Origin of the sequence: Pseudomonas sp. NPDC078700 (assembly GCF_044542375.1) — a bacterium.
In the GTDB taxonomy this organism is placed as follows: domain Bacteria; phylum Pseudomonadota; class Gammaproteobacteria; order Pseudomonadales; family Pseudomonadaceae; genus Aquipseudomonas.
Genome location: NZ_JBITUI010000001.1, coordinates 530,060 through 547,304, shown reverse-complemented (window position 1 = coordinate 547,304; position 17,245 = coordinate 530,060). Strand labels below are relative to the sequence as shown.

The 17,245-nt window shown below is 54.1% G+C and carries 18 protein-coding genes; 14 read left to right on the top strand and 4 right to left on the bottom strand.

The annotated features are described in order from the left end of the window. Positions 1–14 precede the first annotated feature (14 nt). The 4 genes from ACIGCM_RS02610 to flgA all read right to left on the bottom strand — a co-directional run bounded on the left by ACIGCM_RS02610 (position 15) and on the right by flgA (position 2,670). Positions 15–764: a flagellar brake protein gene (locus tag ACIGCM_RS02610; RefSeq protein WP_397500464.1), complete on the bottom strand. Its 750-nt coding sequence runs from the start codon at positions 762–764 to the stop codon at positions 15–17. A gap of 87 nt (positions 765–851) precedes the next feature. Next, on the bottom strand, positions 852–1,319 hold the full coding sequence (locus ACIGCM_RS02605) for a flagella synthesis protein FlgN (RefSeq protein ID WP_397500463.1): 468 nt from the start codon (positions 1,317–1,319) through the stop codon (positions 852–854). 72 nt (positions 1,320–1,391) lie between these two features. Next, the gene (flgM, locus tag ACIGCM_RS02600) at positions 1,392–1,721 is read right to left on the bottom strand and encodes a flagellar biosynthesis anti-sigma factor FlgM (RefSeq protein ID WP_397500462.1); all 330 of its coding nucleotides are present in this window, start codon (positions 1,719–1,721) and stop codon (positions 1,392–1,394) included. Positions 1,722–1,965: 244 nt separating this feature from the next. Next, entirely contained in the window at positions 1,966–2,670 is a 705-nt protein-coding gene (gene flgA / locus ACIGCM_RS02595) for a flagellar basal body P-ring formation chaperone FlgA (protein ID WP_397500461.1), read from the bottom strand. 126 nt (positions 2,671–2,796) lie between these two features. On the opposite strand from flgA, the gene ACIGCM_RS02590 reads away from it, so the two are divergent. The 14 genes from ACIGCM_RS02590 to flgL all read left to right on the top strand — a co-directional run bounded on the left by ACIGCM_RS02590 (position 2,797) and on the right by flgL (position 16,866). Further along, the gene (locus tag ACIGCM_RS02590) at positions 2,797–3,732 is read left to right on the top strand and encodes a chemotaxis protein CheV (RefSeq protein WP_397500460.1); all 936 of its coding nucleotides are present in this window, start codon (positions 2,797–2,799) and stop codon (positions 3,730–3,732) included. A gap of 129 nt (positions 3,733–3,861) precedes the next feature. Further along, positions 3,862–4,695 (top strand): protein-glutamate O-methyltransferase CheR, encoded by an 834-nt coding sequence (gene cheR / locus ACIGCM_RS02585; RefSeq protein ID WP_397500459.1) that lies wholly within the window; start codon positions 3,862–3,864, stop codon positions 4,693–4,695. Between the two features lie 196 nt (positions 4,696–4,891). Next, complete coding sequence (locus ACIGCM_RS02580) at positions 4,892–5,356, top strand: bacteriohemerythrin (RefSeq protein WP_397500458.1); 465 nt, start codon at positions 4,892–4,894, stop codon at positions 5,354–5,356. A gap of 332 nt (positions 5,357–5,688) precedes the next feature. Further along, positions 5,689–6,096 carry a flagellar basal body rod protein FlgB gene (gene flgB / locus ACIGCM_RS02575; RefSeq protein ID WP_397500457.1) on the top strand — a complete coding sequence of 136 codons (408 nt, stop codon included), beginning with the start codon at positions 5,689–5,691 and terminating at the stop codon, positions 6,094–6,096. Between the two features lie 14 nt (positions 6,097–6,110). Beyond that, the gene (flgC, locus tag ACIGCM_RS02570; protein WP_397500456.1) at positions 6,111–6,554 is read left to right on the top strand and encodes a flagellar basal body rod protein FlgC; all 444 of its coding nucleotides are present in this window, start codon (positions 6,111–6,113) and stop codon (positions 6,552–6,554) included. 21 nt (positions 6,555–6,575) lie between these two features. After that, positions 6,576–7,253 carry a flagellar hook assembly protein FlgD gene (flgD, locus tag ACIGCM_RS02565; RefSeq protein ID WP_397500455.1) on the top strand — a complete coding sequence of 226 codons (678 nt, stop codon included), beginning with the start codon at positions 6,576–6,578 and terminating at the stop codon, positions 7,251–7,253. A gap of 44 nt (positions 7,254–7,297) precedes the next feature. Further along, a complete protein-coding gene (gene flgE / locus ACIGCM_RS02560; RefSeq protein WP_397500454.1) occupies positions 7,298–8,605 on the top strand; it encodes a flagellar hook protein FlgE in 1,308 nt (435 codons plus the stop codon). Between the two features lie 211 nt (positions 8,606–8,816). After that, positions 8,817–9,557, top strand: a complete 741-nt coding sequence (locus tag ACIGCM_RS02555) for a flagellar basal body rod protein FlgF (protein ID WP_397500453.1) — start codon at positions 8,817–8,819, stop codon at positions 9,555–9,557. A 46-nt stretch (positions 9,558–9,603) separates the two neighbouring features. Further along, positions 9,604–10,389, top strand: coding sequence for a flagellar basal-body rod protein FlgG (gene flgG / locus ACIGCM_RS02550; protein ID WP_397500452.1), 786 nt, complete (start codon positions 9,604–9,606; stop codon positions 10,387–10,389). 61 nt (positions 10,390–10,450) lie between these two features. Next, positions 10,451–11,146 carry a flagellar basal body L-ring protein FlgH gene (gene flgH / locus ACIGCM_RS02545; RefSeq protein WP_397500451.1) on the top strand — a complete coding sequence of 232 codons (696 nt, stop codon included), beginning with the start codon at positions 10,451–10,453 and terminating at the stop codon, positions 11,144–11,146. An 11-nt stretch (positions 11,147–11,157) separates the two neighbouring features. Continuing rightward, on the top strand, positions 11,158–12,261 hold the full coding sequence (locus ACIGCM_RS02540) for a flagellar basal body P-ring protein FlgI (RefSeq protein ID WP_397500450.1): 1,104 nt from the start codon (positions 11,158–11,160) through the stop codon (positions 12,259–12,261). Between the two features lie 11 nt (positions 12,262–12,272). Beyond that, positions 12,273–13,490 carry a flagellar assembly peptidoglycan hydrolase FlgJ gene (gene flgJ, locus ACIGCM_RS02535; protein ID WP_397500449.1) on the top strand — a complete coding sequence of 406 codons (1,218 nt, stop codon included), beginning with the start codon at positions 12,273–12,275 and terminating at the stop codon, positions 13,488–13,490. An 8-nt stretch (positions 13,491–13,498) separates the two neighbouring features. Then, entirely contained in the window at positions 13,499–15,541 is a 2,043-nt protein-coding gene (gene flgK / locus ACIGCM_RS02530; RefSeq protein WP_397500448.1) for a flagellar hook-associated protein FlgK, read from the top strand. A gap of 77 nt (positions 15,542–15,618) precedes the next feature. Beyond that, positions 15,619–16,866 (top strand): flagellar hook-associated protein FlgL, encoded by a 1,248-nt coding sequence (flgL, locus tag ACIGCM_RS02525; RefSeq protein WP_397500447.1) that lies wholly within the window; start codon positions 15,619–15,621, stop codon positions 16,864–16,866. Positions 16,867–17,245: the final 379 nt, after the last annotated feature.

The following is a 17,245-nucleotide window of genomic DNA, read 5'->3' as shown; positions in this document are numbered from 1 at the left end:
CTAGACCTCTGCTTTTAGAGGAAGGTGTCGCTTTCGAGGCGTTTGGCTTCGCGCTGCAACTGATAGACAAAACGCTCGACCTGACGCTGAACCAGTCCACTCATGCGATAGAAACGAACGCCGAGCATGGTGATGTCGAGCTTGTCGTTATAGTGCGCGTGGCGTAATTCAACTGGCGCAGTCATGGCACCAAACGGCAGTTGAGCAATCATCTCCTCGTAGACCAAGCCTGGTTTCAGGATCTGGCTGACATCCCCGGCGATGCGCAGTTTGCAGCCTGTAGCGGATATATCCAGCAACTGGCCGCTCAGGGGGGTAGCCAGCTTCTCGCCTTTCAGGGTGATTGCCACCAGTTCGCTCAGCTTCAATACGGCACGGAAGGCACTGCGGCGCTGGTGGTAGTGGACTTCTGTAGGAAGTGCGCAGAAATAGCAGCGCAACCCTTTGTGTTCGCTAATTTGCGCAGACTCATTGCACTGCCACGCAACGCGCACGCCATCGCGCGATGACTCAACACTGAAAGGCTCAGCGCTTTTCAGGAAGCGCTCGCCATCATTGGGCACTAACTCGTCAAAAATCAGCCGGCCTTTGTCTAGATCAACTTCAATCAGGTAACTTTGAAAGCGTTGGTTTCTTTCGTGGAAACTAATCACCAACGGATCATGGTTCTGTTCGAGTTGACGCAATGTGGCGGTGATTTCCATGGGTGCTTTGAGCACTTTCGGCGGTTGTGGGCCGTCTTCCTCGGCAAAAGGGCTGGACACAGTCCTGTTTACTCCAAATCCAAACTAATTTTTGTGGCGCTAGCATAATGTCAAAATGACATTGTGTGTGCACGGGTTGAAGAGAATTTAAGCTTGGCTCAGAGGGCGCTGGTTTAGCCCGCGCGAAGCGCTGCCGCTACTGTCGTAGAGGCTCGGCGTGTCATTGCCGTTGAGTATGCTGAGCATGCTGTGGGTCGAGGTCTGGTTCGAGCGGATTAAGCGACCATTACGCAGGTTGCCGCTCTGGCAGTGCTCAAGCTGCTGGCTCAGTTTGTGGCTCTGTTCGAGCAGCTCTGTACCAACAGGACTGCTTGCGGCCAGTGCCTGCAAACCTTCAAGGTCAGCCGTTAGCCCGAGGCCTTGCAGCATTTGTGCGCGCTGCTGGGCATGCTGTCCGAGTTGGCTAAGCAGCGGTTGCTTCGCGCTGAGAATGCGCTGCAGGCTGTCGAGGTCTCGCTCGCCCAACGCTTGATGTTCGCTGTCAATCAGTTCAAGCAATTGCTCACTGATGCCGATATCGTCGTTGAACAGCTGAAGCATTGATGAGTCTTGCATCGTAGGCTCTTGGAAGTTAGGCGTCCAACATTCCAGCGCCGCAACTAAAGCCTGACAAAACAGGCGTTAGGCTTAGCGCTGGGACTCGAAGTTGAGCAGCTTGCTGGCCGTACGCTGGGCATCAACTTTATAGGTGCCGTCAGCAATGGCCTGCTTGATTTGAGCAACGCGTTCTTTATCCACGGTTGGCAGCTCGTTAAGTTTGTCGCCGATGCTCTGCAATTGCTGAGCCTCTTGGCTAAGGTGCACGGGTTCACCACTTTTGCTCGACTCAGCAGGGGTATTGCTCACGCCTGCCGGATTGGATGGTTTTTCATCCGCGCCTGAGCTGCGAGCACCGCTGGTCCGCCCGGAGTTGGCCGGGGTGGGTGCGTTGCTTAGTCGATTGAAGTCGATGACCATGATCGTAAACCTCTGATTTGTTTGGACGCTTACCTGTCTGTCGGCCGTGCGTAGCAAAACTTTAGTGCGGTACAGAAAAAACTTTAGGTTGCTGACTCATCGCTGAGCAGGCCGGTTAAATTGATATCGCTGATTTAACCGGGCCAGTCGTTTGAGCGTCGAGCACTGAAATAAGTTCTGCACCTCTTAGCACGTATAGCACAGTGTAAGAAAACGCCTGCGCTATAACAATCAAGATTCGTGCCTACATCGCCACTTCAACTTGCCCAGGTCCGGTTACACGCGCCTTGATAATGCGCTGTGAACGCTGGTTACGAACATTGATTTGTCTGCCCAGTGCCCCGTCGGACAGGGCTTCGCCGGGCATTTTGACATTAATTGTGCCGGTTTTAGCGCTGATCACAACTTGATCGCCACGGCGAATTACTTCTGCTTGTTCGACATATACCGGAGTCAGTTCCTGATCTGGGCGCACCGGGCGCGTCAGTTTTTTGCCGATTGCCTGAGCCACTGATGTCAGATAACCATGATTTAGCAGCCCGACATCGCGTTCCGCCAAGGTTACGTCGAACTCGCTGATTACGCTGGCGCGCTTGAGTGGGCGAGTCGCGGTGACCACCTCACGATAGAGCCGCACCTGCGCCGGTACAAAAATGGTCCAAGGTGAGGAGCCGTCACAACGAACCCGCAGCGTGACACGGCCAATAGGTTCGGCCGGGCTTTCCAGGGTCGTCGTCAAATCCTTGTCGCACAGAGGCAGGCGCAAGCGCGGGTCAAGGCGGTTGATTTCAATCTCATGTCGGCCAGTGATATCACTGCGTTGTAAATAGTCAGCGACAGTGGCCTCAAGAAATGTCTGGGCCGCGCCGATAAGCTGGTCAGGCAGGGTTGAGTTTGCCGCAGCTGTTGAGCTCAAGCCAATGGATGCGGGTATAAGTAAAGCCAGCATGAGATGATGGCTTTTTGCCCAAATATGTCGATATAACGTCGTAACTGCAATCATATGTATTAGCGTGCAAGGCCCGTGCCGCCTGCTAATCTCAGTCGTACGGGCGCATAGAATAAGGAGAATGGCATGGCTGGTGTCATGGACTCGGTGAATCAACGCACCCAGTTAGTCGGACAAAATCGTTTAGAACTACTGTTGTTCCGCCTTGACGGCAAACAGCTGTATGGGATTAACGTATTTAAGGTGAAAGAGGTGCTGCAGTGCCCACGCCTGACAGTCATGCCAAAATCCAGCTCGGTGGTGCGCGGGGTGGCCAATATCCGAGGCGGGACAATCCCGATCATTGATTTGTCATTAGCGACAGGCCGCAAGCCGCTGGCTGATTTGAACAGCAGTTTTGTGATCATCACTGAGTACAACACCAAGACTCAGGGTTTTTTGGTGAGTGCAGTTGAGCGCATCGTTAATATGAATTGGGAAGAGATCCTGCCGCCACCTAAGGGCACAGGGCGTAGCCATTATCTGACTGCGGTGACCCATCTTGATCAACAGATGGTTGAAATCATCGATGTTGAAAAGGTACTGGCAGAAGTTTCACCTACGTCAGAAGCGATTTCAGAAGGGGTCGTGGATGCCGCGACCCATGTTAAGGCGGTTAAACAGCATGTGCTAATAGTTGATGACTCATCGGTGGCGCGTAAGCAGGTGTCGCGTTGTTTGCAAACCGTTGGTGTGGAGGTTACAGCGCTCAATGATGGCCGTCAGGCGCTGGAATATCTGCGTAAGATGGCTGATGAAGGGCGACGCCCAGCGGATGAGTTGCTGATGATTATTTCTGACATTGAAATGCCAGAAATGGATGGTTATACCCTGACCACGGCTATACGCAGTGATGCACGGATGGAGGGGGTGCACTTGTTGTTGCACACCTCACTCTCAGGTGTGTTCAATCAGGCCATGGTCAAGAAAGTGGGTGCCGATGATTTTCTCGCCAAGTTTCGGCCGGATGATTTAGCCTCAAGAGTGGTTGAACGCATCAATCAGGTTGATCGCGGCGAGTAAGCTGCGACAAGCGGCAAGGCTGTCACAGAGTTAACTGTGTCTTTACAGTGTGATGATGCATCAGAAGCCCGCCTAAACTTGTTTACTGGGTGGGGGTCGCATAGATCAATACTATTATTTTGCGGGGCAATGCGAGTGACGTCAGGAAATTTGGACTTCGAACAATTCAGGAGCTTCCTCGAAAAAGCCTGTGGAATCTTGCTCGGCACTAATAAGCAGTATCTGGTTTCCAGTCGGCTCAATAAGCTGATGGAGCAGAACAGTATCAAAAGCCTTGGCGAGCTGGTCCAGCGTATGCAAGCCATGCCGCGTAGTGGTTTGCGTGAGCAAGTGGTAGATGCCATGACCACCAACGAAACCTTGTGGTTTCGTGATACCTATCCCTTTGAGGTGATGAAAAAGCGCGTGCTGCCTGAGTTGCTCAAGGCTAACGCGGGCCAGCGTTTGCGTATATGGTCGGCCGCCTGTTCGTCGGGGCAAGAACCCTATTCGCTGTCGATGACCATTGATGAGTTCGAGAAGAGCAATATTGGACAGTTGCGCGGCGGTGCTCAAATCGTTGCCACCGACCTGTCGCCAACCATGCTGGCCAACTGCAAGTCAGGTGAGTACGACAGTCTGGCGATTGGTCGTGGTCTCTCTCAAGAGCGTTTGCAGCGCTATTTTGAGCCCAAGACTCCGGGGCGTTGGGTGGTCAAGGCACCGATCAAAAGCCGTGTCGAATTTCGTCCGCTTAACTTGCTGGAAAGTTACGCCAGCCTGGGGAAGTTCGATGTGGTGTTCTGCCGCAACGTGCTGATCTATTTTTCGGCAGAGGTTAAGAAAGATATTCTTACCCGCATCCACGCGACCATAAAACCGGGGGGCTATTTGTTCCTGGGTGCTTCCGAGGCGCTCAATGCGCTGCCTGATTTGTATCAGATGGTTCAGTGCAGTCCGGGCATCATTTATAAGGTCAAGTAACCCCTAACAGCAGGCCAAGTGTCTGCTGTTATATTTTTGATAGTGAAGCGTTGTTGCCCACCTCATCACAACATCTGCTTACCCTGTAACGGTAATGGCAGATGGCTTGATTCATGTCAGTTCCAGTTGTATCTGCTGTCGATAAAGTCGCCCAGTGCTCGAACGCGTCGAGCTCGACAGGGTTAAGGACTGGGTAATGGAATTGCTTGTTTGGCAGAACGACCTGAATACCGGAATAGAGGTGATCGACAATCAGCATCGGCGGATTGTCGAGATGATCAACGTGCTGATTGTGGCGCAGCAAGCGGGGCATAGTCGCAGTGAAGTGGGGGATGTACTCAACGATCTGGTCGATTACACGCTTTCACACTTTGCTTTTGAAGAGTCGCTGTTGGAGGAGTCGGGCTACAGCTTCACTCGTCCGCACAAGCGCGTGCATGAAGTGTTTATTGGCAAGGTCAATGAGTACAACATGCGCTTTAAGGCAGGTGAGGACATAACAGTTGAGCTGATCAATCTGTTGTCGCGCTGGCTGTTCAACCATATCCGCAATGACGATGCTGCCTATGCCAAGGTTGTAATCGACAATATGAATCGAATCACCCAAGACAAACAGCCGGCTGGCTGGCTGTCTCGCTCCATGCGCAAGTTTTTTAGCTGATACAGCCCGCGCTCAACAATCCTTTCGGCGCGGCGTTCTGTTCGCGCCACTGGACGGCCAGTACCCCGAGTAAATTCAGCCGTTGAAATGACGTTGCGCTCCTTGCCTGTGGTGGTTCGGCCACCGACATCAAATGCGTTCTGAGCGGCAATACGCTAGCGGGTTAGTGGGTAAAGGCTTTGCCGCAAGCGGAAATTCATTGCCGCTTTAGCCTCGGTGGTCACTCTATTTATTCGTAAGCTGTTGTATTTAAAGGCTTAAAATTATTGGCACAGGGTTTGCTTTGTTCCTTGCACAGAAAACGGCTTCGGCAAACGGCAAGGGCACAAACCATGAGTATCAGCTTCGCAAGCGCACTTGGCATTCACCAGCAGGCACTGGGCTTTCGTTCCCAGCGTGCCGAAGTGTTGGCCAATAACATGGCGAACGCAGACACGCCTAACTACAAGGCGCGTGACCTGGATTTTGCCTCTGTGCTGGCTGAGCAAAATGCCAAGACTCAAGGCGGTACTTTTGCGTTGAACCGTACTAACTCACACCACATCAGTGCTGAGGGTATGGCCACCGCCGAAGCTGAGCTCAAGTACCGCACGCCGATGAGCCCTTCGCTGGATCAAAACACCGTCGACACCCAGCTGGAACAGTCGAACTACGCGCAAAACGCTATCGAATTCCAGACCAGCTTTACCTTACTCAATAGCAAATTCAAAGGGCTGGTCAGCGCCCTGCGCGGCGACTAACGGAGACTGATGCCATGTCACTAGCCAGTGTATTCAATATTGCCGGGACCGGCATGAGCGCGCAAAGCACGCGCCTCAATACCATTTCCAGCAACATCGCCAACGCCGAGTCGGTGTCGTCGAACATTGACCAGACCTACCGCGCTCGCCACCCAGTGTTCGCCACCATGTTTCAGCAGGCGCAAGGTGATGATAGCGGCTCACTGTTCGCGGAGCAGGATGCAGCAGGCAGTGGTGTTCAGGTGCTGGGCATTGTTGAAGATCAAAGTTCGTTGATGCCGCGTTATGAGCCTAACCACCCGGCAGCTGACGAGAATGGCTACGTGTATTACCCCAACGTCAACGTGGTTGAGGAAATGGCTGACATGATCTCCGCCAGCCGGGCTTTCCAGACCAACGTTGAAATGATGAATACCGCTAAACAAATGTTGCAGAAGGTGCTGACCCTGGGTCAGTAAGCCATCAATGAGGAACGCTAAATGAGCGTCGATAGCACCAGTGGCGTTGGCAGTTCGGTCCTTGATCAACTGCAGATTAAATCGTCCAGTACCGGTACAGACAAAGAGCTTGGTAAAGACGAGTTCTTGAATCTGTTGGTTGCCCAATTGAACAACCAGAACCCCCTTGAACCTCAGGGTAATGGTGAGTTCATCGCCCAGTTGGCGCAGTTCAGCCAAGTAGAAGGGATTCAGCAGTTGAACGGTAGCGTCGATACCTTGCTGTCGGGTTATCAGTCTTCTCAAGCCTTGCAAGCCTCGTCCCTGGTTGGGCGCAAAGTGATTGTGCCGACCGACAGCGCGGTGGTTGATACCAGCGAAAGCTTTAAAGCCAGCCTGGTGCTGCCGACCAGCAGTAGCAACGTCTACGTCAACGTTAAGGACAGCGCCGGTTCAGTGGTGAGCCGCGTCAACCTGGGTGAGCAGGAAGCCGGCAATGTCAGCTTTATCTGGGATGGCAAGGACTCAAGCGGCAATGTGATGGCGCCAGGCACTTACACCTTTGAGGCGGAAGCGACCTATGCCGGTGAAACCAAAGGTCTGTACACCATGCTTCCAGCCAACGTTGACAGTGTCACTTTGGGCGGCAGCGAACTCATGCTGAATTTGGCCGGGCTGGGCAGTGTGCCGCTCTCGCAGGTTCAGGTAATCGGTCAGTAATCAACACGATTTAATGGCCGGCTGTTCCGGCAAAGGAGTATTCCATGGCGTTCAATATCGGGCTTAGCGGTCTGCGCGCAGCGACCAGCGATCTCAACGTTACCGGTAATAACATCGCCAACGCAGGCACGGCTGGCTTCAAGCAGTCGCGCGCCGAGTTTGCTGATGTGTATGCTGCTTCTGTGCTTGGCTCCGGCAAAAATGCCCAGGGCAGCGGGGCACTGCTCAGTGACGTGTCGCAACTGTTTAACCAGGGTAACGTTAATTACACGCAGAACTCGCTGGATTTGGCGATTAACGGTAATGGCTTCTTCCGCACCAGTAATAATGGTGATATCAGCTATACCCGCGCCGGTTATTTCGGCACCGACCGCGCCGGTAATATCGTCAATAACTTTGGCTACAAGCTGCAAGGTTATGCGGTGGATGGTAATGGTAACCTGCAAAACGGTGTTATCTCTGACCTAAAGGTTGAGAGCGCCAGCCAGGCACCAAAGCCGACAGGCACCATTACCCAGCCGTTCAACCTTAACTCGACGAATGAAGTCCCGACGACAACGCCGTTCGACCCGAATGATCCAACCTCGTTTAACTCCTCGACCTCGGTGAATATCTTCGACTCGCAGGGCAACTCCCATGCGTTCACGCAATACTTCATCAAAACCGGTGCTAACAACTGGCAAATGAATGTACTGGTTGATGGACGCAACCCAGGGACGCCAACTTCGACCACGCCCTATTCGGCTGACCTGACATTCAATGCCGCCGGCCAATTGGACACTGCAGCGCTGACTTCGACAGATTTTACCGTCGCTGCAAACGGCACCTTGAATATGACTAACTGGGTGCCGGCCGCTTCTGATGGTGGTACGCCAGCCGTTTGGAGTGGTAATGGTGCTACCGCGAACGCGACGGGGGTCAATTTTGACTTCCGCGGCACGACCCAGTATTCGAGCCTGTTTGCGGTCAACAGTGTTGACCAAAACGGCTACACCACCGGTGAACTGGCAGGCCTTGAAATTGATGATACCGGGGTGATTTTTGCCCGCTACACCAATGGCCAGTCGAAAGTGCAAGGGCAGGTGGTGCTGGCGAACTTTGCCAACATGCAAGGCCTGACCCCGGTTGGTAAGACCGCTTGGGTGCAGTCGTTCGAGTCAGGTGAGCCGGTTATTGGTGCGCCAAACAGCGGTACTTTGGGTGCGTTGCAATCCGGTGCTCTGGAAGATTCCAACGTTGAGCTGTCGGATCAACTGGTCAACCTGATTGTGGCGCAGCGCAACTATCAGGCGAATGCGAAAACCATCGAAACTGAAAGTGCGGTGACCCAGACCATTATCAACCTGCGTTGATTTAATGCGCTGACCAGACTTTGCCGCTCGCGGCAAAGTCTGGCCGACCGCATCTCACCGATCGTTGTACTAAAAAGCTCCTTTGGGAGCTTTTGTTTTATATAAAGTCTATATTTATCAATGGTTTAATTGTTAATTTCGAGGCTGGCACAGGCTTTGCAGTATTGCCTGTATAGAGCACAAGGCGGCACGCCTATCTCGGAGAGTTACCATGGATAAAATGCTTTACGTCGCCATGACTGGGGCCCAGAACAACACACTGGCTCAGCGCGCGCATGCCAACAACTTGGCGAATATTTCAACCAGCGGCTTCCGTCGTGATTTTGAACAGGCGCGGGCAATTTCCTCATTCGGTGAAGTCTACCCGTCACGTGTTTATGCGATGAGTGAGCGCCCAGGTACTGACTTTACTCCGGGCTCACTGCAGGAAACCGGGCGTGATCTTGACGTCGCAATCGGTGGTGAAGGCTGGCTTGCCGTGCAAGCGCCAGATGGCAGCGAAGCCTATGTACGCACTGCCAGTTTGAATGTTGACGCCTTGGGGGTATTGCGCACTGGCAATGGTTTGCCGGTTATGGGCAATGCCGGGCCAGTTGCCGTGCCGCCAGAGCAGGGCATCGATATCGGTCAGGACGGCACCATCAGTATTCGTGCGCTGGGTGAGGCACCCAATGTGCTGGCAGAAGTTGACCGACTGAAACTGGTTAACCCCGATCCTAAGCAGCTGGAAAAGGGTGCCGACGGCATGATGCGCCTCAAAGGCGGCCAGCCTGTGCAGGCAGATGCGACCGTGCGACTGACCTCAGGCTTTCTCGAGTCAAGCAACGTCAACGCAGTGGAAGAGATGACCGCGATCATGTCGTTGTCCCGTCAATTCGAGCTGCAAGTAAAGATGATGCGTACTGCCGAAGACAATTCGTCGGCCATGGCGCGGGTTTTGCAACTTAGCTAATTATCAGCACGCGGCGACGTGAAAATGTCACCCGAGGAGAACAAATATGCTTCCGGCACTGTGGGTCAGCAAAACCGGTTTGTCCGCTCAGGACATGAACCTGACCACTATTTCCAACAACTTGGCCAACGTTTCGACCACTGGCTTCAAACGCGATCGCGCTGAATTTGAGGATCTGCTGTATCAGATCCGTCGTCAGCCTGGCGGCCAGTCGAGCCAAGACAGTGAATTGCCTTCGGGTTTGCAGCTCGGTACCGGTGTGCGCATTGTCGGCACCCAGAAAATCTTCACCGCAGGTAGCTTGCAGACCACCGAGCAGCCCCTCGATTTGGCTGTTAACGGTCGTGGTTTCTTTCAAGTGTTGATGCCGGACGGCACTGTTTCATATACCCGTGACGGTAGCTTTCACCTCGACTCCGACGGCCAGGTGGTGACCTCCAATGGCTTTCCCCTGGAGCCCGCAATCGTGCTGCCTAACGAGGTTAAAACCTTCACTGTGGGTGAGGACGGTACGGTCTCGGTTACCACCGCTGGTAATGCTCAGCCACAGGTGATCGGCAACTTGCAAACCGCTGACTTTATTAACCCGGCTGGTCTGGAAGCCATAGGCAGCAACCTGTTTCTCGAAACCGCTTCCAGCGGCGCGCCACAAGTCGGTACTCCGGGTTTGAATGGCCTGGGGACCACGTTGCAAAACACCTTGGAAAACTCGAACGTCAGCGTGGTTGAAGAGTTGGTGAACATGATCACCACCCAACGCGCCTATGAGATGAACTCAAAAGTGATCTCAACTGCTGACCAGATGTTGTCCTTTATTACTCAGAATCTTTGATGGTTTTGGCCACGCGTTGAGCGGGCCTTTGCGTTAACTGTTACACCGCGAGGGTGGATCTATGAATCGGCTAGTTATTGTTTCTTTACTGTTGGGCACTGCGCTGTTAAGTGGTTGCGTTGCGCCTGTGGCCAAGCCGAATGATCCTTACTACTCGCCAGTGCTGCCGCGTACACCGCTGCCGGCTGCGCAAAACAACGGTTCCATCTATCAAACCGGTTTTGATAACAACCTGTTTACTGATCGCAAGGCCTATCGGGTCGGTGACATCATCACTATCACCCTCAATGAGAAGACCCAGGCGAGTAAAAACGCTGGTTCGCAGATCTCCAAAGACAGCAAAACCAGCCTTGGTTTGACTTCGCTCTTTGGTGGTGGGGTAACCGCTGATAGCCCGTTTTCTGGCGGAAATTTGTCGCTTGACGCTTCCTACAGTGGCAACCGCGACACCCAGGGTGACAGCAAGGCTGCACAAGGAAACAGCTTGACCGGCTCGGTCACTGTGACAGTGGCGGAAGTCCTGCCTAACGGCATTCTTTCAGTACGCGGTGAAAAGTGGATGACGCTCAACACTGGTGATGAGCTGGTGCGTATTGCGGGCCTGGTGCGTGCCGATGATGTGGCCACTGACAATACCGTGTCTTCGACCCGTATTGCCGACGCCCGCATTACTTACTCAGGTACGGGAGCTTTTGCCGATGCCAGTCAGCCAGGTTGGTTTGATCGCTTCTTCCTTAGCCCACTGTTCCCGTTTTGAGGGCTGCAAGCATGCGTCTAAGCAAATACCTGATGATGTTCGCCGTGCTGCTGTTAAGTGCAGCAGCGCAGGCTGAGCGTCTTAAAGACTTGGCGAGTATCCAGGGTGTGCGGAGTAACCAACTGATCGGTTATGGCTTGGTCGTGGGTTTGAACGGCAGCGGCGACCAAACCACGCAAACCCCATTCACGGTGCAGACCTTTAACAACATGCTTGCCCAGTTCGGCATCAAAGTGCCGGTGGGCGGCAACGTCCAGCTTAAGAACGTCGCGGCTGTTTCGATCCACGCCGATTTGCCGGCGTTTGCCAAGCCAGGCCAGACCATTGATATCACCGTCTCCTCCATTGGTAACGCCAAGAGCCTGCGCGGCGGCAGTCTGTTGATGGCACCGCTTAAAGGTATCGACGGCAACGTCTACGCCATCGCTCAAGGTAACTTGGTAGTGGGCGGCTTTGATGCTGAAGGCGGTGACGGCTCGCGTATCACCGTTAATATTCCTTCGGCTGGGCGTATTCCCTCAGGTGCCACTGTTGAACGTTCGGTGCCAAGCGGTTTTGATCAAGGCAACAGCCTGACCCTTAACCTCAATCGTCCAGACTTCACCACTGCCAAGCACATTGTTGATCAAATCAACGAGCTGCTTGGCCCGGGTGTGGCTCAGGCCATCGACGCCGGCTCGGTACGCGTCAGTGCGCCGCTGGACCCTAACCAGCGGGTTGATTACTTATCGATCCTTGAGAACCTTGAAGTGCAAGCCGGTCAAGCGGTGGCCAAAGTGATTATCAACTCACGCACCGGCACCATCGTCATAGGCCAAAACGTGCGCGTGCAGCCAGCTGCAGTGACCCACGGCAGCCTGACGGTGACCATTACTGAAGACCCAATCGTCAGCCAGCCGGGTGCTTTGTCCGGCGGTCAAACGGCTGTGGTACCACGCTCACGCGTGGATGCAACACAAGAGGCCAAGCCGATGTTCCGCTTTGGCCCAGGCACCACGCTGGATGAAATCGTCCGTGCGGTTAACCAGGTTGGCGCTGCGCCTTCCGACCTTATGGCCATCCTCGAAGCGCTGAAACAAGCTGGCGCTTTGCAGGCTGACTTGATCGTTATTTAAGGGACGGATCGATGGACTCTCGACTCACTGCAGGACTCGCCAGCGCTGGCACCACTTCACTGGATACTGGCGTTGCAACTGACCTTAATCGGCTGAGTAAATATAAAGTCGGTGGCGACAGCGAAGCTAACATTGGCAAAGTCGCCAAAGAGTTCGAGTCACTGTTTCTCAATGAAATGCTCAAGGCTATGCGCTCCGCTAACGAAGGTTTTAGCGAAGGCAATTTCATGAACAGCGAAGAAGGTAAGACCTATCAGGGCATGTATGACCAGCAATTGGCTGTGACCATGTCCAACAACAAAAATGGCATTGGTCTGGCTGATGTTTTGGCGCGCCAGATGAGCAAGATGAAAAGCCACAGCGACCGGCCTAACCCGTTCGCTCAACCCGATAACAGCCTGACCAGCGCCAGCCACACGGCCGCGCCTAGCGCTGTTGCCGCTACCGGGGCTGTTTCAGCTAAACCTGTGGCTCAGGTTGATAGCAGCCGTGACGACTCCAGCTTAATCAACAAGCGTCGCCTTTCACTGCCTGGCAAGTTGGCTGATCGTCTGCTCGCAGGCATTACCCCTACCACCGATACCGCCGCCGTGCAGGCCCTGGCCAATAATGACTGGATTCCGGCAATTGCTCATGCAGCCCCGGCGGACAAAGGCTTAAGCATCAACGGCAGCGATGCTATTACCGGTAGCCGTTTGACCTCAAAAACCGGGAAGGGCACCTCGGCATTCACCTCACCTGCAGACTTTATTGCGACCATGTTGCCGATGGCTGAAAAAGCCGCCGCGAAAATCGGTGTTGAGGCGCGCTATTTGGTGGCACAAGCCGCGCTGGAAACCGGATGGGGCAAGTCGATTATTCGTCAGCAGGATGGCACCGTCAGCCATAACCTGTTTGGTATCAAAAGCCATAACTCCTGGGGCGGTGAGTCGGCCCAAGTGCTGACCACTGAATACAAAGGCGGCAAGGCTGTGAAAGAAGCGGCCTCGTTCCGCTCCTACGATTCGTTCGCCCAGAGCTTTGAGGATTACGTCAGTTTCCTGCAAAACAATGGCCGATACGACAAGGCATTGGGCAGCACTGAAAATCCAGAGCAGTTCGTAAAGGAATTGCAGAAAGCCGGCTACGCCACTGACCCGCAGTACGCCCGCAAAATTTCCCAGATCGCCCGGAAGATGTCGATCTATCAAACTGTCGCCGCCGTCGATACGACGCCAACTCGTGGATGAGCTGAATAATGGCTGACTTACTCAATATTGGCTTGTCTGGGCTGTCGTCAAACAAGACCCAGTTGTCGGTGACCGGGCACAACATCACCAACGTCAACACGCCGGGCTACTCGCGTCAGGATGCGGTGCAAGGCACCCGTGTGCCGCAATTCAGCGGTGCCGGTTTCATTGGTTCTGGCACCACACTGGTTGATATACGCCGCACATACAGTGAGTTTCTCACCACACAAGTGCGCACCAGTACTTCGCTGAGCAGTGATGTTGAGGCCTATAAAAGTCAGATTGAGCAACTTGATTCGCTGTTGGCAGGTTCCACCACCGGTATCACGCCATCGTTGCAGGATTTTTTCTCGTCACTGCAAACCGCTGCAGAAGATCCATCCAATGGGCCTGCACGGCAGTTGGTGTTGTCCCAGGCGGAAGGCCTGAGCCGACGTTTCAATACGGTCTATGACCGGATTGATGAGCAAAACACCTTCATTAATAAGCAGATGTCAGCGGTAACCGATCAGGTCAACCGCTTGGCTGGCTCTATCGCCAGCTTGAATGATGCGATTGCCAAGGCATCAGCCACTGGGCAGGCACCTAATGACCTGCTCGATGCACGCGAAGAAGCCGTGCGCCAGCTTTCGACTTTTGTCGGTGTCAACGTGGTCGCGCAAGATGACAACTCGCTGAACGTCTTCGTCGGCAGCGGTCAACCGCTGGTTGTTGGTAATACTGCCGGTCGGCTGGAAGCGGTTGCGGGTAAGGGGGATCCGAACAGGGTTGAGATCGAGTTTGTCAGTGGCGCGTCCCGCCAGGGCATCACCACACAACTGAGCGGTGGCGAGCTGGGCGGTTTGATTCGTTACCGCTCTGAAACCCTTGATCCGACGCTTAACTCCCTGGGCCGACTGGCACTGTCGGTGAGCGACCAGATCAACACACAACTGGGCGAGGGGGTTGATCTCAAGGGGCAGGTAGGGTCGGCCTTATTTGGTGATTTCAACGCACCTGAGTTGGCGGCGCTGCGGGTTAAAAGTTATTCGACTAACAGTTCTAACGCTCAGCCGTTGCTGAATATCACTGACACCTCGATTTTGACCACCAGCGATTACCGCTTGGATTTCGATGGCACTAACTACACCGCCAGACGCTTGAGTGACAACCAAAGCATGACGGTGACAGAAAACCCGCCAGGCAGTGGCACCTTGAGCTTTAACGACAGCGGCGGTCGCGATCAAGGCTTTCAGATTGTTGTGGGCACACCGGCACCTGCTGCTGGCGATAGCTTTCAGTTGCAGCCAACACGGCGTGGCGCGACCTCTATTTCTACTGTGCTTGATCAGGCTGATCAGCTTGGCTTTGCCGCCCCGGTCCGCGCAGTAAATGGCGCGCTGGATGCTAACGGTAATATCACCGGTAGCAACCGTGGCACAGGCACGATTTCACAGCCCGATTTAACCGCATCCGGGTCCAGCCCAATCGATTTAGCCGCGATTAAAGCAGCCTTGCCAGTGGGGCTGACCTACGACGGCGCTGGTGGTTTTGAAAGCCCGCCGGGTACACCGGTTCCAGGCTTGAGCCTGGTTGGCGGCGGCGCTTTTGTGCCGGGGCAAAAGAACACCTACGAGCTGGACATGGGCGGCGGCAATGTCGTGACCTTCAGCGTCAGCGGTCGTCCGGAAAATGGCGATACCTTCAGCATTGATTTCAACACCGGGGGTGTTTCGGATAACCGTAATGCGCTCAAGCTGGTGGATCTGCAGAACCAGCAAACCATCGGTATCGACCCAAGCGTAACGGGATCTACCGGGCTGAACTTTACCGATGGCTATGGCGATCTGGTCGAGCGTGTGGGCACTTTGACGGCACAGGCTCGGCAGGACAGCGACGCCACCACCTCCATCCTTAAGCAAGCGACGGATAGCCGCGATTCATTGTCGGGTGTGAGTCTGGATGAGGAGGCGGCCAACTTGATCAAATTCGAGCAGTACTACAACGCCTCTGCACAAGTGATTCAAGTTGCGCGCTCTTTGTTCGATACCTTAATCGGCGCGTTTAGATAATTCGGTGTGGGCTCAGCGCTACTAACAGCCTGAGCCATTTGATTTGCGAACAGCCAATCGTTTAATGAGGCCCAGGCATGCGTATTTCCACCATTCAAGCATTTAACAATGGCGTGTCCGGGCTGCAGCGCAACTATTCGGATGTGACCCGCACCCAGGAACAGATCAGCACCGGCAATCGTATTCTGTCGCCAGCCGATGACCCGGTTGCCTCGGTGCGCTTGCTGCAACTTGAGCAGCAACAAAATGTGCTCAATCAGTATGGCTCCAACCTCACGGCGGCCAAAAACAGCCTGAATCAGGAAGAGAGCACGCTTAATTCGGTCAACACCATCTTGCAACGGGTGCGCGAGCTTTCGCTTTCAGCGGGTAACGGTACTCTGAGTCAGCAAGACCGCCAATCAATTTCAGCCGAACTGGGTGAGCGCGAAGATGAACTGCTGGGCCTGATGAATTCACGCAACGCCCGCGGCGAATACCTGTTTTCCGGTTTTCAGGGCAAGTCGCAACCCTTTGTGCAAAACCCAGATGGCAGCTATTCCTACACAGGTGATGATGGCCAACGTAAATTGCAGATCGCCAGCTCTCTGGAGTTACCGATTAGCGACAGTGGCAAAGCGGTGTTTCAGGATGTGGTCAATGCTGGCCGTTTGAGTTTGACGGATAACTCTGCGCCGCCAGCACCGGCCAATAGTGTCAGCGGTTTGTTGGTTGAAGATGATGTTGCCTTTGCCAATTTTCCGGCGGGAGGCATTCAACTCGATTTTGATGCCACCGACCCGCTTAACTACACCATCACCACATTACCTGCGCCAGGTACGACAACCAACGGGCGTTTGGACGATGAAAACGACACTCAGATTCATTTTTCCGGCGCGACTTTTTTCGTCAACGGTACGCCGCCGGCGTCTTCAAGCTTCACCATTGAAGGCCCAGACGCCAACCCAGCATCGCCGCCACAAAGCAGTGTTGGGATTCTCAATACCATTGTCAGCCTGCGCCAGTCCCTTGAGACTGCACCTAATACACCGGAAGGCAATCGCCAGGTCCGTGATGCAATAGCGCTGGCGGTGACTAACCTGGATAACAGCATCGGTACTGTGGATAAGGCGCGTGGCGGTATTGGTGCGCGCCTTAACGTGATTGAGTCGACCCAGACCGATAATGAAAACGTCACGCTGGTTAATAAAGGCGTACAGGCGGATCTGCGCGAACTGGATTACGCCGAAGCCTTGTCGCGTCTTTCATTCCAGTCGATCGTGCTCGATGCAGCGCAGCAAAGCTACGTGAAAATCAGCAGCCTTAATCTGTTTAATAAGCTGTAAGGCTACGACGGTCACCATTCGCGGCCACAACTATTCGAGAATGTGCAACGCCACGAGTCCCGTAGGGTGGTCGACGCTTTTTTCGGCCACCATTTGCGGCCACAACCTATTTGCGAACGTGCAAAGCCACGAAGTACGTAGGGTGGTCGCCGCTTTTTCCGGCCACCATTTGCGGCCACAACTATTCGAGAATGTGCAACGCCACGAGTCCCGTAGGGTGGTCGCCGCTTTTTCCGGCCACCATTTGCGGCCACAACCTATTTAAGAATGCGCAACGCCACGAGGTTCGTAGGGTGGTCGCCGCTTTTTCGGCCACCATTTGCGGTAACAACCTATTTAAGAATGTGCAACGCCATGGTGGCCAAGCTTCGCGTTGACC